A 20,153-nucleotide genomic window follows, 5' to 3' on the forward strand; every position below is an offset into this window, starting at 1 on the left:
TGAGTCGAGAAGTGCGGAACTCAGTAGCTCGGCTCCTCACCCAACTTGACCGTGACCACAATTACCTGGTCTTCGGAGGGCTGTTCACCGTCCTTATCTGGCTGAGGCTTGTCATCGGGAATGGGCACAGGCGCGGGCAACATGCGCAGCCGCCGTCGCGATTCCGGCGCTCGCGTCAGGGTGACTTGGATTGGCTCTCCCACCCGGTATTTCCCCAACTCGGAGCGGAGTTCGTCAAAATTCTTAATGGGTACGTCCCCCACTAAATCGAGCCTGTCCTCCAGCTGGATCCCAGCTAAATCGGCGGCCGATCCAGGTACGACCTGCGTCACTACAGCTTGCGGTGCTGCCACTCCCAAGAAACCACCATGACCATAAAAAATCTTCACACTGTCCAGCTGTTTAGAAATCTTGGCGACCCCCTCCTGAGTGACTTCGGTTCCGAACAGTCTCAGATACTGACTAACCGGAAGACTCGACAACAACTCCACCGCAGAATCGTCAATGTTCGAATACGAGATCTCCAAGTATTCAATATCGACCAGTTCTCGAAGAAGTGCGAAATCGTCAGGCGAGACCTCAACATGCCGAAACTTGAGATTCCTTAAATTGCTCAAATGGCTAATCGATTCCAACAGCTCGCGTTCCAGACGCAGCCCATTGATATACAGAGTATCAATCGATTTCAGGAAACGAATACGTTGAACGGCATCGCGATTCCAGTCAAACGAAATATCCAGCTCAAGGACCGACTGCAGATTCGCAGTGGACATAGCCTCATCGTTGTAGAGCCGAATCGGCCCATGGTGCAGCTTGGCACCGTGCAACTTGAGTTTTTGAACTGCTTGAGCCTCCTGAACATCATCGATGGCTTGCAACGTCGTGCGGGCGAGGGCTCCTGCATACGTTACTTGTCCGGCAACCTCTTGCAAAATTCGTCGCGCGGTTAAACCGATTTGCAAATCGTTCTCAGTCGCCAAAGTTCCGAGCAACTCGATCAACTGTGCCCCCGTGTTGTGATCCACTCGGTCGATCACTTGCTGAATCACCTTCAAGCTCGCGACGGGGTGTTGCTCCAATCGCCATCGGGCCAGTTGCCGGGCTCGGTAGCTGGAATCATTCAACCCAGCAATGCTCTCCAGGATCTGCTGCTCATCGGGGGGCTCGGGTTGCAAACCACTTTCAGCCACTGGATCGGAGGATTTTTCCGCACCGCTCTCCCGCCCTTCAGTGGTCTCCGGCGCATCATTATTCTCCAGCGCTGCGGTGGTCTCCGGCGGCGGAGCGTCCTGAGCGTTCGCACCTGCAGTGACCAGACAGATCATCAGGCAAACTACCAACAGCCCCATTCGATAAGCTCGCACTGGGCCCAGTGCGGCGAAAGAGGACGGCATTCGCCACACTCGGAAGACTTGCAACGGTGAGGCGAGCTTATTGCGATAAACACTTGGTAAACCTTGCATTATTCTTCGATTTTCAGTCCATTCACGATTTGGTTGAGTTTCGATTGCGTACTGCGCAGTTTTTCTCGCGCCTGTTGCAGCTCATCACGCAATGAACGCACTTCATCTTCTAGGTCGGCGATGCGGCGCACCGTTTCTGGCGATGCTGCCGAGGGTTCCTCAGGAGTGAGCTGCAGAGCGACCTCTTCGCGCGAATCGATCGGTGAAGCGGGAGCGGCCTCGGCTGAGGGGGCCGGCGGCGCTGGCCTCATGGCAATCGTTCCACGAGTATTATTGATGCGGTCGGTTGGCAGCCGCTTGTCACGCGTCGCCACCGAGGCGTTCGTCAAGGTCACCGCCAACTTACGCGAAAACCCTCCGCGATAGACCATCAATTGTACTGTATCGCCGGCCTCAGCGCCGGCCAGCCAAACTTGCAAGTCGCGAACGCCTTGAATCGGTTTCCCACCGGCTTCCACGATGCAATCTCCAGCTTGAATAGTTGCCAGGGAGGCCGGAGAACCACTGGCAACGTTGGTAACAGCCGCGCCACGAAAAGCGCTGATGCCAAACTGATTCCGAAACTCCGTCGATAGATCGGCCGCCTCCACACCCAACCATGCTTTTCCCGAAAGACTGGCCGCGGAAGACGTTCCTCCTGCAATCCGTTGCGCCAGGTCAGCATCCATAAACACGACGACCAATTCGATGCTGCGGCCCTCACGAGTCACTAGAAATCTTGCACTATCACCGGGCTTCAACGGACTCAATTGCTCCACCATGTCGTCCAAGGTGGTAATGCCATTTCCGTTGATCGCCACAATTCGATCATGCACCTCAAAGCCCGCTTTCCAAGCTGGCGAGCGGTTGGTGATGTGCGAAACGCGGACTCCCAATCCCCCGCTCTGAAGCTCTTCGGCCTCAAGCCCAAGATACAATCTCCCAGCAGTTTCCGCTGGTGATGAAACGCTTGGGGTGGCGGCGGCGGGCGAGGTCGCGCCAGGAATTTGATTGCGGGGAACAGATGTCAGGGGAGGGGGAGCCGAAATCGACGGCGGCTCCAGGATGGAAGCTCCGCCTGAAATACTCTCAAGGGGCTTAGCCGGAATTGCATTGCTCGGGGGCTGGCTCTCTTTGGGCGCTGGCAATTCTTCGACGCTCCCTGCCGGTGAGCTGGGGATCGCATTCTCTTTCGGCTCCGACGTCGGTTGCTTAAACTGCTCTACCAGCGACTCCAGCTTCTCCAAGTAACTCTGGGCATGTGCCACCTGCCCCCAGCTCGCAACAGCGGCCAGGGCCAGCAGAGTAGGGAGGAGGGTGCGGCTCGCGCACCAGCGTCCTCCCAATCCAAGCCAGGAAGCTGTCCAAACAGCCGAGAAAGAGGGTTGGGGAGCAGATGAGTCCAATTCGACTGCTTGCATGACGAGCCGTTCCTTTGCCAATTCCATTTTCCGATCGATCCCAATATTCAAGTTTACGTCGCTACGTAAACCTTTTCTCTTGCCATTTTCTTATTGTACAGGTCCGTACAATTTCACCGAGTCGATAAAATCAAATTGAGCGGGTTCACAAACGTTTTTCCACCTCCTCCAAGAAGACATCTGGTAAATTGGGCGAATTACAAGCTTCGGGTATCGAGCCGGCTGAGCTCTTGCAGCTCCTAAATTGGATCCAAATCGCATTGCCTCACAATGAGCGTCGCGCTCGGTTGGGGGAAGCCATTGAACGCTATCGACAGGGCCCCTTCTTACAGCCTTCCCAAGTGGTTTCAGGTTCCAAGCGATTGGCAGCAGCCTATTTCGTCCCGCTCCCCGGCCAAGTGGCCACCTTGGGTGGTGTCCGCTGCGTGTCGGGGCAGGAAACGCTGGCGATCGAGCTGCTGCGTCAGTCCGCCAATAAGGCGCGGCAACTGGGGTTATCGCAGATCCAAGCTGTGGTTCCCCAAACCGACTCGATCACTCCGAAATTGCTGCACCGGGCTGGCTTTACGAAGTTGACGACCGTCAGCCACTTGACGCTCGAGCTGAACGGAACCTCTACTCAGAAACGGCCGGCGTCTCCTGGCAATACTGCTGCTCCGACGCAAGGGATGTTCCGCTCAGCCCGAGAACTATCCAGTCGCCGCCTAGCCTACTTGATCCACCAAACCTTCGAAGGCACTCTCGACTGCCCAGCGCTCAACGGCAAACGCGATCACCAACAGGTACTTGCTGGATTCTTAGACGGCCAGCCTCTTCGGCAACAAGCCCACTGGTTTACCTTGCACACCCTCGGTCCAAACGCCACCGGTACTTTGGTCTCCTCCGAGCTCGCCGGTTGCTTGCTACTCAACCCACACGGCAACGAATTGGTGGAACTGAGCTATTTGGGATTACTACCCTCGATGCGTGGGCAGGGCTTCGGGCGTCAACTGGTATCCCAAGCGATCGACGTTGCACAGTCGCTCAAGGCCTCGTTGCTGGTGGCTGCCGTCGACGATGCCAATACGCCAGCACTCTCGATCTACCAGCAATTCGGGTTCACCCCCCACCAAAGCTTTAGCGTCTGGCTACAAGCCTGACTCGCCCTGCTGTTCCTCAAAGTGGGCACACAGTGAGTCGTCCTATCGCCCAATCCCCTCACTGCATAACGCTATTCGACCCAAGAGCGTTTTTTGAGTCTCGCCATAAAGGCAGCCAGCTCCACCAACATCTTTCCACCAACATCTTTCCACCAACATCTTTCCACCAACATCTTTCCATCTCCATCTTCCTGTCTCCATCTTCCTGCCCAAAACAGCTGCTGGATGCTTCGCAGCATTGAGCGAGGATGGGAGTGCATTTCGAGGTTGAATGGGACTGGAAAGCGATTCCGTCAATGGCGGGACAGCCGTTCAATCAGCCGACTTGAGATGGCAGAAATCGGAGGGAGCCAATGCCTTTACTCATCCACCACGACTAGCAGCCTCGGAGAGCAGTGGCCGCGCACTAGATGCGCGAGGAGCCACGCGGACGTCAGCCCCCCCTTGCTTCATGAGGGTTGCATCTGAGATCGGCACCAGCCAACCGACGGGGAGATCACACCAAGAACGTCAGCTCACAGGCCGCCTGGGACTCAGCAGCAGTCGGCCGCGCGTTCAATCGCCGCGCGACGCAGCGGTCCGGCAACCTCGGTATCGAGCTGCACCATTTTGTTGCCAGCGTCGACAAACACGACTCGCGGTTCAACAGCAGGCATCTCTTCCGCCTCTGCGACAAATGCAAACGTCGCAATGATGATAATGTCCCCGGGCTGAATGAGATGAGCGGCCGCGCCATTGGCACAGATATCGGTGCTCCCCTCCACGCCGGTGATCGCATAGGTCTCGACTCGCGTACCGCGCGTAACATTCCAAACGTGAACCGCCTCATAGGGCCGGATATCCGCCGCTTGCAGGAGATTCGGTGGAATCGTCAGGGAGCCTTCGTAGTCTACGTCGGCTTGAGTAACGGTCGCGCGGTGAATTTTGGAGCGGAGAAATTTTCGATACATAGCAAGAATCAGAATGCGATAGTGCAATTACACCCGTGACCAACGCCGGTGATTCAGTGAATGCACTGAATTGGAGGGCGTGCGGGACCGAATTGTACACCTCCACTAACGGATGGAATCCCCAAACAGCCGACATAACCCTCAAAGTCGCCAAAAACCGCCCTGCTCGGAGGTGAAATCCAGCTCCAGCGACTGTTCTGCGTAGTTTCTAACCGCCTCCAATTATGCTGGAAGCTATGCACACTTCCATCCCTAACATTAGTCTAGTTCGTCGCTTGACCGCTCTTATCCTCAGTGCGGTGCCCGCTTGGATCGGTATTGAGTCGGCTCCAGCCGAGGAGTGGATGACTTGGAATTCGACCTACACCCACGCCCCCAACAGCGGCCTGCGGGTTGATCAATACAACCAGCCTGTGCAACCGGAAGCCCCCTTTCGGGCCGACTACCAAAGTAGCGGATACCGGAACTACCGCAGTACGCTCCAGGTTGGGCAAACATCGGATAATTACCACAGGACCGAGCAATGGGGACGCCAGATTCAGCCGTATGAGCAGTGGCGATTCCCTTACCACCCCTATGCCGTGCCCTATTCGCAATGGGGGCCTCAGGCTCCGTACGGCATTTTCAATGGAGCCGGCTACGGTGGCTACTATCCCACTCCTTACCCCGGTAAAGGATTCCCGGGCGCAGGATATCCGGGTGGTGGTCACGCCGGTGGTGGTCAAGCCGGCAATCCGCCAAGCTCTCCCCCGCATCACGGACCGCCACCAGCTGGAAATCAACCTCCCGCGGGTTATAGTCCCCCGGGCTACGGCAACTATCCAGGTAGCAACTATCCAGGTAGCAACTATCCAGGTAACAACTATCCAGGTAGCCGCTATCCAAACAATCCCGGTTCGCGTGGGTTCCCGCTATCACCGACCTACAATGGCCAGCCTTGGTACGACGGCAACTACCCCGACGCGCCGCCACTGGACACTCAGTCAGATCGCGAGTTCTTCTACCGGCCTCGCTAGTGGATTGGCCTAGGCTTCCTCACGCTGTGCGATGCGATCGCGCAGCTCTGCAGCCAGCTCGTATTGCTCGGAAGCCACGGCATCGGACAGCTGATCGCTAAGGCTTTTTTCGATCGAAAAATCACTCGTCAACGACTCCCGGAGATGGATTAATCTCTCCACCAACTCGTCCGACTCAAACTGATCTTCCCACCCCAGCTCTTCGAAACTCTCCCGAATTTGCTCAAGCCCCTGGTCCAACGCTTCGATGGCTTTGGCCGGCATTTGGTCTTCAATGGCAGCCAAGGCGCAGGCCTGACTGCGGTGGAAGAGGACGAAGGCACGATGCTGCTCGTGCTGGAACGTCCATTCTTCACAGGGTGAGTTTTCGCGGCAGAAATCCATCAAATCCAAGGTGTGATCGGCATCTTCAACCGCTCGATCAAACCGCTGCAGGCGCAGCCACGCAACCCGGCGATGGTAGAACTGCACAAACTCACGGTCAATCTCTGTCGATATTTCATCGTCCAGCTCAAAGGTAGGGTCCTCGCCTTCGCGCTGCTGAAGCAATTCGAGCAGCGTGGCATGGCCTTCTGGCCGTAAGCCATCGGGACGCCCTGTAGTCTCTAACTGAAGAATCCCCAAATCAACCCGCAACTGGATGATGTCCCGTCCATCTTCCCCTTTAAGCAATCGTACGCCGAGTGCTTCTGGCTCGAACGGCCATTGCTGCAATAAATCATCTAGGTGCTGGTTCGTGTTCATGACAAGTTGTCCCCCAAAGAAAAACTAGTTCACGTCAGCAAGTATAGCAACTGAATCGCGACAGTGAAGGATTGGGTCCCGCCGAGCTCGGGGAGTTACCGGGCATGGCTGTTTGCTGATGGGAATGGCGAACGTTTAACGGTTAGCCTGCTGCACGCCCCCCCCACAGGCACGAGGCATCTCCTCCGCTTTCCCCTACTAAAGTCGGGTAGGGCGGTCCCGCAAATTTTAAGTCAGCCAGCCGGAGGTGGCTTGGACAGCTAGTTGGAATTCGGATTCATCGAGTCCCAGCAATTGCTGGGCACGGACCATCGAGCTCATGCGTCCCGGCGAAATTTCTCCATCGGCGCCCGCCACTCCAAACATCGCTTGAACCATCAGCAATTTTTCATCATGCGTTCGCCGCGGTGCCGCAGTGGCCAGGAAGTTGCTTGTGTTCAATCTCTTAACTTGGACTTGTGAACAAGCTTTCCCCAAGTCTTCGCGGGTTAAATTCTCCTCGGTCATATTCTCAAACAACCGGCGTGCGATGCGAATTTCTCCTTCCGTTACCTGCCCATCCTCAACCATCATCAAAGCCAGAATCGTAAGCAAATCGATCTCAAAGGGTGCCTCGTTAGTCTGAGGCATCGTCGATCCCCCGCTCCCGGTCGCGGGTACCATATGATTTGTCAGCACCACCGGCTCAAAAGAGGATTTGCAATTGCTGCACTCCACGTATTCGTGCAGCCCACCGATCGGCAGTACTGGAATGAAATAGAGGGTCAGGAATGGACGCGAGGCCCGCAAGCGGAACGACTCCGTCGACTCACAATTGGGACATGCGAACATTCCGCGCAAACGCGTGCTGGCCCAATCAAACGTCCCGATGACAAGCATAAATCACTGCGCTCCGAAGACTAACGGGGTGAGATAAAGTAAGGTTAGCGGTAAAGAAAGTTGCGAACTTCGTTGAGCCTCGTAGCGGCTCATTGGGGAAGGCCTCCCAGCCAGTAGCTTTCAACTTTATCTACAAGACTTTGTTTACAAAACTTTGTTTACTGCACGATCCTTGAGACGCTTACCTGATGATACTTCCATCAGGCGTCCCCAAGGTAACTCCCACCCCCGTTAATCCAACAAGATCGCGGTGAGGCCTCTGGACTCATTTTTTAGGTCGACATGACTGATCATCCTATCTCAGAAACTGTCGCTCGACAGCTGTTGGTCCCAAATTCCGTCAAGCTAATTGAGCGCACCCAAGGCGGGCTGTCCGGTGCGATGATCTGGAGGTGCTCTTCGCGTTTCGGGCCCGCCTGCCTCCGTTGCTGGCCCGCTCAACACCCCCAGCCCGAACGATTGCGACTAATCCACACCGCCATCTCCCGTGCACGACAGGCCGGCCTGAGCACCGTCCCCGCATTGAGCCTGACGCCCTCCGGAGCCTCTTTTGTATCGGACGGTCAGCGTCTCTGGGAATTGACCGAATGGCTACCGGGAGCCGCCGACTACCTCGAGCACCCGACCCCAGACAAACTCGCCGCTGCAGCCTTCGCCTTGGCAGATTTGCATCAAGCATGGAGCCGCGATCGTCAGCTAGGTGTCAGTCCCACCATCCAGGATCGATTGGCCCGACTCGATTTCTGGCTTCAGCCCACGCAGCTCAATCGCCTGGCAGCTCAGCCCGCCGCCTCACAATCTATTCCAACCACCCCGCAGCTTCTTAGTCTTCCTCCCAGCCCGCAGTACGGAACGGCTCAAACCACGTCCCAAACGTCGGACTCAACCAGAGTCCACGCAACGCTACAAATGCTGCTCGCCCACGGACCGCCGCTCCGAGAGAGGCTCGTGGCGATCGCCCCACAGCAAGTCCCTTTGCAATTCGTACTACGCGACGTTTGGAGCGATCACATCTTGTACACTGGCGAGCAAGTGACCGGCATTATCGATTATGGAGCGGTCCGCATCGACGAACCCGCCACGGACCTTGCGCGACTCCTGGGAAGCCTCGAACCGTTTGACGCGCAACGTCGGCAAACAGCTTGGGCAATTTATCGCGAGAAGCTCGATACATCCTGCCTTCCACCGGCCCTCGGAGCAAACGGCGTCCAGGGGACTGAATTCCAACGCGTTGATTTACTTGACCACGTGGCAACCCTACTGTCCGCTCTCCAGTGGTATCAATGGCTGATTTTAGAACAGCGTGCGTTCCCTGGTCCCACCTCCCTATTGCGCGAGCGGTGGGACCTCTTCCTCGCTCGCTTACGCTCCAACTGGCCACCCTAGACGCCGCAGGCTAAACTAAGCTGCGACGCCTTCCACCCCAGGCCTAACAACGGATCGACGATGCGCTGGAAAAAAACGGTGTGCTGGAGAAACTGGGTGCTGGAGAAACTGGGTGCTGGAGAAACTAGTGTTGGAGAATTTTGGGAATACCCGGGGCGCTGGATGCAACGCACATACGTCCCACGCAATCATGGTCCATGGAACTGGAGATAGCCTGTGAAACGCATGCGGACGGTACTCAAACGGATCCTTGGCCTATTGATCGTCGCACTGCTCTTGCTCATCGGCATCGGCAGTTGGAATCTTTCCCAATTCCAGTCACGCCAACTGCAACTCTCTCCCGTTGCTGTCTTAGCGCTCGACGAATCGACTGTCGAAGAACACTTATCTGCAGCGATTCAAATCCCGACCGTCTCGCTGAGCATGGCCAAACTGACTGCCGACTCTAGCCTGCATCAACTCCGAAGCTATCTCGAAACGACCTTCCCCCACCTGCATCAGCTGCCCTTTATTCGCCGAACGGGAATCGATTTTGGTGATGAGCTCAACCCCAGCGTGCTGCTCGAATGGCCCGGTCGTCAGCCCCAGTTAGAGCCGATCCTGCTCATGTCGCACATGGATGTCGTGCCAGCGGAGCGGAGCTCCCTAGACCAGTGGACGCACCCTCCCTTTTCTGGGAAATCGGACGGAGAGTTTATTTGGGGGCGGGGAACCATCGACTGCAAACATGGAGTGATGGGCATCCTAGAAGCGGTTTCCCAATTGGTCGATGAAGGGTTCCAACCCGACCGCACCGTGTTCATCGCATTGGGACATGATGAAGAGCTCGGCGGCGCCAGCGGAAATAAAAAAATTGCCGAATGGATGCGCAGCCAGGGCCATAAACTGCACCTCATTCTCGACGAGGGAGGATGCATCTTTACAGAGTTCCCCGGTCTTCAGGGGCGGCCTGCGGCTCTGGTGGGGATCGCCGAAAAAGGGTATCTCAACGTGGAACTGAAGGTCGACCTAGCCTCCGAGCAAGTGGGGCATTCGTCCATGCCGCCTGCAGAGACCGCCATCTCGATCCTCTCCTCAGCCGTTCACAAGGCGCAGACTCATCCGCTGCCTGCTCGCACGGAAGTTGCCATGCGGGAGACGCTCCAATACATTGGTCCTGAAATGCCTTCTGCGTTGAGCCGCTTTGCCATGGCAAACATGTGGCTTTTCCAACCCTTGATCGAACGCACGTTGTCCGCCAAGCCGAGTGGCAATGCCATGCTGCGTTCGACAATTGCATCCACCATGATAACAGGCGGAACGCTCCCCAATGTTCTCCCCAATCAAGCCGTCGCAACTCTCAACATTCGCCTCATGCCAGGGGACTCAAACGAAGCTATTTTGCAACATCTAACCACCACCATTGGCGACGACCGCGTCGCAATTGACATGGTTCCCCCAGGCTCCGAAGCTTCGGCCATTTCGAGTACCCAGTCAGCCCCCTTCCAGCAACTGCATCGGACCATTCGGGAGATTTCTAACGACGTCGTGGTGGCCCCCTTTGTCCTAGTGGGGGCGACCGACACGGTTCACTATGCGGATCTTTGCAACCACATTTACCGTTTCATCCCAACTAGATTGTCCGAGGCAGATACCCGGCGATTCCATGGGGTTAACGAGCGCATCGCCAAAGCAAACTACTTCGAAATCATTCGCTTCTACCATCAGTTCATTAAGAACACCACGCAGTAGGAAGTCTACCCACGATGCATGCGACCATGGCTACGTATGCTTCGTCACGGGAACCGGGAATTGCACAGGGCTGCCTTTTGTCGTTGCAAGCGAATCACCTGCGAACGAGGCAAGATCGCCAACGGTGGCTCAGCAATCCCGCGCATCCCGGCCCCCAAGGCAACTCACGCTCGTCCCGCTGCGCGAACGAGTCGAGGAGAGAGTCTGCTAGCTTTCCGAACGTCAACTACGGAATCGGTTTGCCACTGATAAACTCAAGTCTTAGTGAGTGCCTCGCAGGACTTCGCCCATCGGCAATCATTCGCTTGCTGAGGAACGTTGGCTTAAATCTCTCTTCCACCTTGGATACTCGCTTTCGAGCAGCGCACGAGGCCAGCCACCGTACCAGGGTGTTCCGGTCCGTCGTTCGCGTTCAATCTCCGCCAATGCGTACTTTTTGATTCCATCGCGTCCCGCAAATACGGGACGATTGGTACCGATTTCATAATGGCGGGCCCACAGCGGTTCCGCTTGGGAATCGTTCACCACCACGACATCAAAATCGGTATCGTGTCGCAAAAAGGACTCGGGAGTCGACGCAACCTTTTCGACGCGAATCCCTTTCAACGCACCCCGCTGCAGCCAGGCAACCGCAGCATCGACCGAGTGGACCAGTTCCGGTGAGGGATTCTGCTGAGCCATCAGGAAACGGGTAATAGCAGTCGTCTCCTGTGGACAGATGGACGCCAGTTCAAAAGTCCTCGCGGATCTAGGAGCGAACGTTTTCTCATCGTGCTGCTGACACCAACCGGTCAGCTCTCCCTCCGTCCGAATCTGGCAACGGAGAATGCACGTGATCCCTCGCTCGACAGCCTCTCTCGCCAGTTTGCGTCGATTCTGGTCGAGCCACTGAAAATGGGGTGCTGCGTGACCAGCATCCTGCAGGACTTTCAAAATACCGATCATGACACCGTCATTGAAGGTTACATGCGCATGATAGCTGTGCGGCTTGGGGAAGCGTTGTGGAAACCCTCCGTGGGAATATTGCGAGCGAAGGATGAAATCGATCCCCTTTTCGCATCCCAGCCGCCATTCCGGAACGTCAATTTGGTGGACCGCACGCGCCAAATACTCAACTTGCGAAAACAGATTGTCGTTGTCGTAGGATGCATCTTCGCGGTTCCGTGTGCCCATCACCCGCGCACGTTGCTCGGGAGTTAACACCGCTGTCACGTCATAATCCTTGGGCCATCCTCCGTTAGCTCTTTGGAAGAGCAATATATTCTGAACAATCTCGGTAACTTGCGAGGCTTGGTAGGAGGGCTGACCCTCTTCAACATGGATGAAACGATTTTCGTCTCGTAGATTTCGCCAATGACTAATACAACTTCCAAAGGAATTCAGGGCAATCGGACGCAATGCTTGCGTCTCAGGCTGAGCTCGGGCTATCGACATTCCAAGCCAGCTAACGCACACACATACGTGCACCACAACCAGTAGGATCTTAGAAAGTGAAAATTTCATGGGACGGGCTTTCGTAGGATCGATGCAATCGCCCACTCGGACGAATTGAGGGTTGAAAAAGAGCACTGGCCGCTCGCTGATTTCATCACGCTTCGCATGATAACCGGTCTCCTAACGGGCGGTCGCTGCAACTTCCGCTTCACTGAGCAGCGGCCTCCAATCCCCTACAGTAACGCATGGCAGCAGCGCCCGCTCCTATTCTTGGCGCACGACTTCTTAACGCACTACGTTTGTGATTTATGAGAGCATCTGGAGCACACACGCCAAGTGCGGCAGGGCAACTCCCAACCAACACGGAGTGGTATCCGCATTGTCCTTGCACACGCGACTGACATACTTGGTGGCTTGCTATTCCTAGGGGAGACAGGTTCTACAGGCAGACATGCATCGGGCCACTCTGTCTAACTCGCCGCCACGCGGCGGATTGCGAATTCGGCAGCTGGAGAGCAAGGCATCGCCACCCCTCGTTCGGCCGGGTCCATGAAGCATCCTGCGACGGCACAGCGGCCCATCCAGGACCGCTCCATGCAGCGTGCGTCGGTTTTGGATCATGCCGAAATCTCGCTGGGAATGCCCCAAATTAACTGGTATGGGAAAAAACTCCTAGCAAATTTAGAAAAGAACTTTAATCACCCCATGGGGACTACCGGTCAATCTGGCACCTACTCATCTGCCTCCCGACTCGCTAGGGACGAGGCTGGAAACGTCATTGAGTGCAATAGGTTGCACTTGACAACAGGCGGCGATTGTCATTTCCTGGGAGGGAACCAAGTTCTCTGCGGTGCCCAACACGGCGGGAGCTTTTGTGCTTGAACTTCCATTTTATGAAGGAGCTATTTTGTATTCTGAAGTCACCAATACCGGAATGAAGACTTATGAAATTCGTCAGCTGGACAACGACGGCAATCTCTTATTAGACACCAAAGTAGAGGCCGCCAGCGGTGAAGCCGCTGCAAAGCTTCTGGCTGATGCGGACGAACGCACTCAGCGAATCTTGATTTGCCTCGACGGTGAGACCATGAATGAACTCGATGTCGAACACTGGCGCAAGCGAATTCGGCGTCGCTAGAGACGCGTCCCCGAGGTGTATGGGATGCCTGCTCAACGGGATCGATAGGTTATGGAAACCCTGCGCATTCAAGCTCGTTTTATTGTGGCTTCCCCGCAGGAGATCCATCACCCCGGCCAGCTCGTAATCCGTGGTGGCACCATCATTGAGGTGACTCCCAAGACGCATCTGCCCGCAGATGTGGAGCTCACCCACCACGCGTTGCTACCCGGTCTCGTGAACTGCCATACCCACCTGGAGTTCAGTGATTTGGCTTCTCCCTTACCAGCGGGTGGGAGCTTCCCGGAGTGGATTGGAGCAGTCGTTGGACGACGTCGCGAGCTGAGCCGCCTCCAAACTGTAAAGCAAGGGATCGAACACACGCAGGCGACACTTGCCCGCGGTCTGGAAGAAGTTTTTTCTAGTGGTACGAACGTGGTCGGGGACATTGTGAGCATGCCGTGGCAGCCGAGTTGGCTGCCCGCTGCTCCTGCCGTCCTTCCAACCCCATTCGCAACTCCCCGTCAGCTCCCGGCACTCGTCCCGCTGGTCAGTGTGCTAGGCGAAGAATTGCCGGCAGAGTTGCTACAACTCCATCTGGGAGGGCAACGGGCAGCTCATGTCGTGGCGTTCCCGGAATTAATCGGGCTCGATACCGAGCGTCTCAACGCCACCTGTCAGTGGGCTCAGCAACTCCTGCAAGCCCCCGCGCCAGCTGGTGTGGAACAGCTGGGAGTTTCCCCACATGCTCCCTACTCGCTCACACTCGCCCCCGTGCTGGAGTTCCTTAATAGACTCCCGCGAAGTGTGCCACGCGCCATGCACGTGGCAGAATCTCTCGACGAATTGGAATGGTTGGCACACGGCAGCGGCCCATTCCGAGACGCATTTGAACGACTCGGTGTTCCACTCGATGCCGAACGTCCGCAAATCGAACATTGCATCGATTTGCTGTCTGGTTCAGACCGGGCTCTCTTGATCCATGGTAACTACCTGACCTCCCACAACATCGATCAGATTGCCTCCAGTGGCGGCACGACGACCGTGGTCTACTGCCCCAGAACCCACTTGCATTTTGGGCACCGCCCCTATCCGCTCAAGCAACTGCTAAAGGCTGGAGTACCGGTTGTGCTTGGCACCGATTCGCGAGCCAGCACGCCCGACTTGGATATGCTGGCAGAGCTTCGAGCCTTGCGGGAGCAACATCCTTGGCTATCACCGGAAACTGCTTTGGCCATGGTGACAAGCACGGCGGCCCGTGCATTGGGATTGGAAAGGATCCACGGTACTTTGGCTGTCGGCAAGCGTGCGGCGATTGCAGTGGCAAGCATCTCTGAGACTTGCTCCAAAGCAACGTTGCTAGAGTCCCTGCTGAGCGGCCCTAGCTAGGTTTTACGATCGCCGCGCAGCGGACCAGCAATATTTTCGTGGCAGCCCCGGCAACACCGGTAGCGACGTGGAGAAATCTGCGATGGAAATCGAACTTAGGGGTGGCTCACAACCTTTTGGGGCTCGCAATCGGTTAGAATTGGCACCTTCAGAGCGATTGAGTCCTAGAGCGACTCACGTCCCGCTTCCTCCCTTAGCAACCCTACCAGCGGCCCACTCCGTATCAGGCTCTGACTTGCAAACCGGAGTCTGGTAGACCGGTGGCTTCAAGGCTTGGCCCGGGGGGTGGTGACCGTTCGAGCAGACATGCCAACTGCTCTGCCAGTTTGCTGAGTGTTGCTGAGTGTTGCTGAGTGCAGGAAACCAGATAGGACTCGAAGAGGGCCCTGGGTGCATCATCCGAATTTTAATTTTTCCGGTCGGTGTAACATTGGGCAGGCCAGTGATTTTCTTCCTGGTCAGCTTGCACGTTCGTTAAAGGGGTTTTCCCAATGCCTCTAGGGCCACTAACGCTGGGAGTTGGGGTTTGAATCAATTCCTAAGTAGCTCACCACGCAAGCTGTCAGGGCTTGGCCTTACAGGCAGACATGTACACATCACTGCACCCTGACACTGCAATCTAGTTGAAACGATTATTCCCCAGCCCTTCCACTCATCCCGTCCCGAAGTCCATCAGCTGAAGTCCAACCATGCGTAACCTCCTCTCCCCGGCAATTCTCGGCCTTTGCACAGTTTGGAGCCTTTTGGCCCTCGCGGTCCCTCTCCGCGGAGCGGAGCCACTGCGGCCCAATATTGTAATTGTGCTGGTGGATGACATGGGATTTTCAGATCTAGGCTGCTTCGGCGGTGAGATTGAAACGCCCCATCTCGACCGCCTCGCGGCCGAAGGACTGCGTTTCACGCAGTGCTACAATTCGGGGCGTTGCTGCCCGACACGGGCTAGCCTTGTCACCGGCTTGCACCCACACCAAGTGGGCATTGGACACATGACCGCTCCGCCGGAACAACCACTTGGAATCGAAGGCCCCTATCAAGGCTTCCTCAACGACAACTGTGCTACGCTCGCCCAAGTGCTAGGGTCGGCGGGATATCACACCATGATGACGGGCAAATGGCATTTGGGAGTTGAAAGCAAGTCAACATGGCCGCTGCAACGTGGGTTTGATCGGTATTTTGGCGGGCTATCGGGAGCCTTCAACTACTTCGAACCCACGGGAAATCGCGGTTTGACCGACGGCAATGCCCCCACGACCTCCGACGCTGACTTTTATGCCACCGACGACTTTACTGATGTGGCCTGCGACTACATCCGTCAGGCGACAGAGCAGGACGACCAGCCGTTTTTCTTGTACCTAGCCTACAACGCACCTCACTGGCCTCTGAACTCGAAGATCCCAGAGTTCGAAAAGTACAAGGGAAAATATTCTGCGGGTTGGGAAGCCGTGATGAAGGATCGGCTGGCCAAACAAAATGAACTTGGACTCTGGCAATCCCCTCCCACTCCCGCTCCGCATGTGGGCCCCGCCTGGGATTCTCTAGGCGCGCAACAACGTGAAGACTTAGACTCTATCATGGCCGCCTACGCAGGTTGCATCGATTCCATCGACCAAAATATTGGCAAGCTGACGCGGCATTTGAGCGAACTTGGGGAGTTGGATAACACGCTGATCCTCTTTCTGTCAGATAATGGTGCGTGCCAAGAGGGTGGAAAACTGGGTAGTGGAAACGAGCAGATGGTTCGCAATCCACCACCGGGCACTGACGGTGTACGGCTAGGGCTAGCCTGGGCGAACGCCTGCAATACCCCCTTCCGCCTTTACAAACACTTTCTCCACGAGGGAGGAGCCTGCACCCCCCTGATTGCCCACTGGCCGGCCACCGTCGGTCCACAGCAACGCGGGAAATTCGTGCGGCAATACACGTATTTGCCGGACTTCATGGCGACCTGTATTGAACTCTCGGGGGCTGAATACCCTACCGATATTCCAGCATGCGAAGGACAATCATTTCTCCCACTGCTGCAGGGAATTGACCAGCCGATTCACGATGCCCCAATCTTCTGGGAGCATGAGGGCAATGCGGCCGTGCGTTGGGGAAAATGGAAATTGGTGCGAGAATACAAGAAGCCCTGGGAACTGTACGACCTCTCGACAGATCGCACCGAAATGAACAACCTCGCTGCATCCAACAATAAGAAGCGTCAGAAAATGATTGACATGTGGGAAGCTTGGGCGACGAAGAACCAAGTTTCCTTCCCCGAAAGGTTCAACATGTACAATTTCCTCAAACATCAACAAGAGAGTAAGAAAGCTGAGTAGCAGTTACTCGGGTTCCTCCATTTTTTTTGCGGGCTGCTCCGATAGCACTCGTCCCTCCAACTTCACTCGTTCCACAGGCCTACCATGTTACCCCACCCATTTGCCATAATTCCACGAATCTTGCCTACGTGGACCTCGTTTCCTCGAGCATTCTCGGCTGCAAACAGCTGCCTGCGGACCGTGAGCATCGTGTCGGCGGCCCTGTTTAGTTCTGTTTGCGCTCAGGCTCAAGAGCCCGCAGTGGCCACGCTCGATCCCGAATTGGCAATCAATCGCGCCGCCGCAGACGGCCTGGATTGGCACGACGTCGAAGCTTGGGGAGTGGAGGGACGCATTCTTCCCGACCAAGCTCGGGCGCGATGGTTCGACCGCTTGCCACAATCTGCCGAGGCGTCCGTAACCAAGAACGTTTGGAACCTTAGCCGCGATAGTGCTGGCATGATGGTTCGCTTCACGACTGATGCGACAGCAATCCATGTCCATTACAAACTACGCAAGGCCAACCTCGCCATGCCCCACATGCCCGCCACGGGGGTCAGCGGAGTCGATTTGTATGCGCGCGATACGGACGGTCAGTGGAAATGGGTGCAAGTGGCCAGACCCGGTTCCCAAGAAGTGAAGGCAGAGCTCATCAAGGGAATGGCACCTGGGGAGCGCGAATACGCAGCGTATTTGCCACTCTACAACGGCGTGGAATTCCTGCAGATTGGCGTCCCACAGGATAGCAAGTTTGCGGGACACGCGCCGCGCCCCAACCCCATTGTTTTCTACGGTACTAGTATTACGCACGGAGCCTGCGCAAGCCGTCCGGGCATGGTGCATACCGGGATCCTTGGCAGACGCTTTGACAGCCCCATCGTAAATCTTGGTTTCTCCGGCAACGGCCGAATGGACAAGGCAGTGGGCGACTACCTTCTGCAGATCGACGCGTCGGTGTATGTCATCGATTGCTTACCGAACATGGGCCCCAATGATGTTGCGGCCAAGTGCGTACCGCTAGTAAAGCAGCTCCGGGCCGCCAAGCCCAATACGCCAATTGTACTGGTCGAAGATCGTCGCAATACCAATGACTGGATACTTCCGGCTCGCCAAAAACACCACACCGAGAACCACGCTGCACTCAAAGCAGCCTATGCAAGTCTTCAAGCTGATGGAGTGGAAAAACTGTTCTATATCGAAGGGGACCATCTGTACGGGGATGACACCGAAGGTGCCACCGACGGCTCCCACGCCAGCGATCTTGGATTCATGCGTCAAGCCGACGTGTTTGAGCCAACGCTACGCGAGGCACTCGGGTTGTAGACATCCACCCAACTACATGAATACATCGCAATTCCAGCCTGAGCGACCGCGCATTCAGGCTGGAATCCGTTGCCTGCGGCCTGCTTGCCGGCTTCCCACCTTAATTTACTTTGTCACCTCTGCATTGATTGAGAGCCAAGCCATCAACACGATACTCAAGCCTGCTTTACACTCCGCTGCAGTATGGATCGTCGCGCTGTCTTGCGGATTGATCCAAGCCTCTCTTCACGCCCAAGTGGAAACGACCTCCGCCGGACGCCCCAATATTGTCTTTGCGTTTGCCGATGACTTGGGACGCTATGCGAGTATCTATTCAGATCCATCGCGGCCCTCGCCCAACGACGTAATCCATACTCCCAATTTCGACCAGATTGCAATGGCAGGAGTGTTGTTTCAAAACGCCTTGGTCAGCGTACCCTCCTGCACTCCCTCCCGAGCTGCCATCGTGTCTTGTCGCCATTTCTTCCGCAATGGCAGCCATTCACAGCTGCACCATCCTTGGGTTAAGGGTTTTCCCGATCCTTGGGATCAAGTGCGCGGCTTTCCCCTGATCCTGCAGGATGCGGGTTATCACATTGGATGGTCCTACAAGATGCATATTAGCGAGGACCGCATGGGCGGTAGCCAACGCAATTACAAAGCCCATGGCAGCCGATTCAACTCGTTTTCACAGAACGCCATGAAAGCGGACGATCCGGAAGCGGAGAAGGCAAAGCTGCTCGACGAAGTGCGACTCAACTTCGGGGATTTCCTAGCCGATCGGCAGCCCGACCAACCGTTCTACTACTGGTTCAATCCCACCAACACGCACCGTGCATGGATTCAAGGGTCCGGTAAGAAGCTCTGGAATATTGATCCGGACGACCTGCTGGGAAAACTTCCAAGCTTCCTGCCCGACAATGCAACGGTACGGGAAGATTTCGCAGATTATCTGGGGGAAGCTCAAGCCTTTGATGCGGCTGTCGGTGTATTGCGAGAGGAGCTGATTGCCTGCGGCGAATGGGAGAATACCATTCTGGTCGTCAGTGGTGATCATGGTGCCCCCGGCTTCCCGCGTGGCAAATGCAACCTCTACGACTTCGGAGTCCAAGTTCCTCTAGCCATACACTGGCCCAAACACTTAGCTGCCGGACGACGCATCGCCGCGCCAGTCAGCTTGATTGACCTGGGCCCCACTTTTCTGGAAGCCGCGGGATTAGAGCCCACTGCAGACATGGATGGGCAAAGTTTGATAACCGCCATGCTGCCGAGTACCGACACACCAGCTAGCGGCCTGAGGCAATACGCCATCGTCGGACGTGAAAACCACGTCGACCAAGCACGCCCTGGCGGGCTCCCCTATCCCATGCGCGCCATTCGCACCAGCCAGTACTTGTACATCATCAATTTTGCGCCCGATCGTTGGCCCGTGGCGGAACCACCTCTGTCCGCCCCACTTGCGGAAGACATGAAGAGTCGCGGTGGCTCTGCCTCGCGGCGAATGGATATCGACTATGGACCAACTCGAGATTTCTTCACCGAATTCGAGGGCAGCCAATCGATCGCCAAGGAATGGGAGTTGGGGTTTGCGAAACGCCCGAAGTTTGAGTTGTATGATGTGCTGCAGGACCCAGATCAAGTCAACAATTTGGCCCATGCCGGCGAATTCCAAGAGTTGCGGCAGCAATTGCACACCCAGTTGATGAGCGAATTGCAGGCTGGGAACGACCCGCGTGTGATAGGAGGTGGTACCGCCTTCGATGCCCCTCCATACGCTCCTGGCGATCCGCAACGAGGCGTCATCGTCCCTCCCGCGGAATAGCAAGCGAGCACCCCACGTAGCATGGACCCCCGGTCCGTGAACAAATACATCTCCCCCACGTAGCATGGCCCCCGATTCGTGCCC

The 20,153-nt window shown here is 56.1% G+C and carries 16 protein-coding genes; 9 read left to right on the top strand and 7 right to left on the bottom strand.

The genetic code is table 11. The annotated features are described in order from the left end of the window. Positions 1-20: 20 nt before the first annotated feature. On the bottom strand, positions 21-1,463 hold the full coding sequence (locus tag Q31a_RS21015; RefSeq protein WP_145082257.1) for a PDZ domain-containing protein: 1,443 nt from the start codon (positions 1,461-1,463) through the stop codon (positions 21-23). Then, the gene (locus Q31a_RS21020) at positions 1,463-2,863 is read right to left on the bottom strand and encodes a PDZ domain-containing protein (RefSeq protein ID WP_197355451.1); all 1,401 of its coding nucleotides are present in this window, start codon (positions 2,861-2,863) and stop codon (positions 1,463-1,465) included. The genes Q31a_RS21015 and Q31a_RS21020 overlap by 1 nt, the downstream gene beginning before the upstream one ends. A gap of 188 nt (positions 2,864-3,051) precedes the next feature. Here Q31a_RS21020 and Q31a_RS21025 point away from each other — a divergent pair, with 188 nt between their 5' ends. Next, on the top strand, positions 3,052-4,002 hold the full coding sequence (locus Q31a_RS21025) for a GNAT family N-acetyltransferase (protein WP_145082261.1): 951 nt from the start codon (positions 3,052-3,054) through the stop codon (positions 4,000-4,002). Positions 4,003-4,073: 71 nt separating this feature from the next. Here Q31a_RS21025 and Q31a_RS30395 read toward each other — a convergent pair whose 3' ends face one another. Both Q31a_RS30395 and panD read right to left on the bottom strand, forming a co-directional pair. Further along, entirely contained in the window at positions 4,074-4,241 is a 168-nt protein-coding gene (locus Q31a_RS30395) for a hypothetical protein (protein WP_197355452.1), read from the bottom strand. 294 nt (positions 4,242-4,535) lie between these two features. Continuing rightward, positions 4,536-4,952: an aspartate 1-decarboxylase gene (panD, locus tag Q31a_RS21030; RefSeq protein ID WP_145082263.1), complete on the bottom strand. Its 417-nt coding sequence runs from the start codon at positions 4,950-4,952 to the stop codon at positions 4,536-4,538. A 224-nt stretch (positions 4,953-5,176) separates the two neighbouring features. Here panD and Q31a_RS21035 point away from each other — a divergent pair, with 224 nt between their 5' ends. Continuing rightward, positions 5,177-5,968: a hypothetical protein gene (locus Q31a_RS21035; RefSeq protein ID WP_145082265.1), complete on the top strand. Its 792-nt coding sequence runs from the start codon at positions 5,177-5,179 to the stop codon at positions 5,966-5,968. A gap of 9 nt (positions 5,969-5,977) precedes the next feature. Here the strand turns inward: Q31a_RS21035 and Q31a_RS21040 are convergent, their stop codons facing one another. Then, positions 5,978-6,712, bottom strand: coding sequence for a UvrB/UvrC motif-containing protein (locus tag Q31a_RS21040; RefSeq protein WP_145082267.1), 735 nt, complete (start codon positions 6,710-6,712; stop codon positions 5,978-5,980). 228 nt (positions 6,713-6,940) lie between these two features. Next, positions 6,941-7,591 carry a TerB family tellurite resistance protein gene (locus tag Q31a_RS21045; RefSeq protein ID WP_145082269.1) on the bottom strand — a complete coding sequence of 217 codons (651 nt, stop codon included), beginning with the start codon at positions 7,589-7,591 and terminating at the stop codon, positions 6,941-6,943. Between the two features lie 282 nt (positions 7,592-7,873). Between Q31a_RS21045 and Q31a_RS21050 the strand changes: the two genes are divergently transcribed. Then, positions 7,874-8,977 (top strand): phosphotransferase, encoded by a 1,104-nt coding sequence (locus Q31a_RS21050; protein ID WP_145082271.1) that lies wholly within the window; start codon positions 7,874-7,876, stop codon positions 8,975-8,977. 225 nt (positions 8,978-9,202) lie between these two features. Next, the gene (locus tag Q31a_RS21055; RefSeq protein WP_231691257.1) at positions 9,203-10,708 is read left to right on the top strand and encodes a M20/M25/M40 family metallo-hydrolase; all 1,506 of its coding nucleotides are present in this window, start codon (positions 9,203-9,205) and stop codon (positions 10,706-10,708) included. A gap of 297 nt (positions 10,709-11,005) precedes the next feature. On the opposite strand, the gene pelA is transcribed toward Q31a_RS21055, so the two are convergent. After that, a complete protein-coding gene (gene pelA, locus Q31a_RS21060; RefSeq protein WP_145082275.1) occupies positions 11,006-12,211 on the bottom strand; it encodes a pectate lyase in 1,206 nt (401 codons plus the stop codon). An 805-nt stretch (positions 12,212-13,016) separates the two neighbouring features. On the opposite strand from pelA, the gene Q31a_RS21065 reads away from it, so the two are divergent. The 5 genes from Q31a_RS21065 to Q31a_RS21085 all read left to right on the top strand — a co-directional run bounded on the left by Q31a_RS21065 (position 13,017) and on the right by Q31a_RS21085 (position 20,069). Beyond that, entirely contained in the window at positions 13,017-13,280 is a 264-nt protein-coding gene (locus tag Q31a_RS21065; protein ID WP_145082277.1) for a hypothetical protein, read from the top strand. Between the two features lie 51 nt (positions 13,281-13,331). Next, positions 13,332-14,648, top strand: a complete 1,317-nt coding sequence (locus Q31a_RS21070; protein ID WP_145082279.1) for an amidohydrolase family protein — start codon at positions 13,332-13,334, stop codon at positions 14,646-14,648. A 689-nt stretch (positions 14,649-15,337) separates the two neighbouring features. Next, positions 15,338-16,966, top strand: coding sequence for an arylsulfatase (locus Q31a_RS21075; protein WP_145082281.1), 1,629 nt, complete (start codon positions 15,338-15,340; stop codon positions 16,964-16,966). Between the two features lie 186 nt (positions 16,967-17,152). Then, complete coding sequence (locus Q31a_RS21080) at positions 17,153-18,268, top strand: SGNH/GDSL hydrolase family protein (protein ID WP_391575342.1); 1,116 nt, start codon at positions 17,153-17,155, stop codon at positions 18,266-18,268. A 16-nt stretch (positions 18,269-18,284) separates the two neighbouring features. Beyond that, positions 18,285-20,069 carry a sulfatase family protein gene (locus Q31a_RS21085; RefSeq protein ID WP_197355454.1) on the top strand — a complete coding sequence of 595 codons (1,785 nt, stop codon included), beginning with the start codon at positions 18,285-18,287 and terminating at the stop codon, positions 20,067-20,069. Positions 20,070-20,153: the final 84 nt, after the last annotated feature.

The organism is Aureliella helgolandensis, assembly GCF_007752135.1.
Lineage (GTDB): Bacteria > Planctomycetota > Planctomycetia > Pirellulales > Pirellulaceae > Aureliella > Aureliella helgolandensis.

What these genes read in the sequence shown, in the direction of transcription:
- Q31a_RS21015 (WP_145082257.1), bottom strand. Translation starts at nt 1,463, where the DNA reads ATGCAAGGTTTACCAAGTGTTTATCGCAATAAGCTCGCCTCACCGTTG.
- Q31a_RS21020 (WP_197355451.1), bottom strand. Translation starts at nt 2,863, where the DNA reads ATGCAAGCAGTCGAATTGGACTCATCTGCTCCCCAACCCTCTTTCTCG.
- Q31a_RS30395 (WP_197355452.1), bottom strand. Translation starts at nt 4,241, where the DNA reads ATGCTGCGAAGCATCCAGCAGCTGTTTTGGGCAGGAAGATGGAGACAG.
- panD (WP_145082263.1), bottom strand. Translation starts at nt 4,952, where the DNA reads ATGTATCGAAAATTTCTCCGCTCCAAAATTCACCGCGCGACCGTTACT.
- Q31a_RS21035 (WP_145082265.1), top strand. Translation starts at nt 5,177, where the DNA reads ATGCTGGAAGCTATGCACACTTCCATCCCTAACATTAGTCTAGTTCGT.
- Q31a_RS21040 (WP_145082267.1), bottom strand. Translation starts at nt 6,712, where the DNA reads ATGAACACGAACCAGCACCTAGATGATTTATTGCAGCAATGGCCGTTC.
- Q31a_RS21045 (WP_145082269.1), bottom strand. Translation starts at nt 7,591, where the DNA reads ATGCTTGTCATCGGGACGTTTGATTGGGCCAGCACGCGTTTGCGCGGA.
- Q31a_RS21050 (WP_145082271.1), top strand. Translation starts at nt 7,874, where the DNA reads ATGACTGATCATCCTATCTCAGAAACTGTCGCTCGACAGCTGTTGGTC.
- Q31a_RS21055 (WP_231691257.1), top strand. Translation starts at nt 9,203, where the DNA reads ATGCGGACGGTACTCAAACGGATCCTTGGCCTATTGATCGTCGCACTG.
- pelA (WP_145082275.1), bottom strand. Translation starts at nt 12,211, where the DNA reads ATGAAATTTTCACTTTCTAAGATCCTACTGGTTGTGGTGCACGTATGT.
- Q31a_RS21070 (WP_145082279.1), top strand. Translation starts at nt 13,332, where the DNA reads ATGGAAACCCTGCGCATTCAAGCTCGTTTTATTGTGGCTTCCCCGCAG.
- Q31a_RS21075 (WP_145082281.1), top strand. Translation starts at nt 15,338, where the DNA reads ATGCGTAACCTCCTCTCCCCGGCAATTCTCGGCCTTTGCACAGTTTGG.
- Q31a_RS21085 (WP_197355454.1), top strand. Translation starts at nt 18,285, where the DNA reads ATGAATACATCGCAATTCCAGCCTGAGCGACCGCGCATTCAGGCTGGA.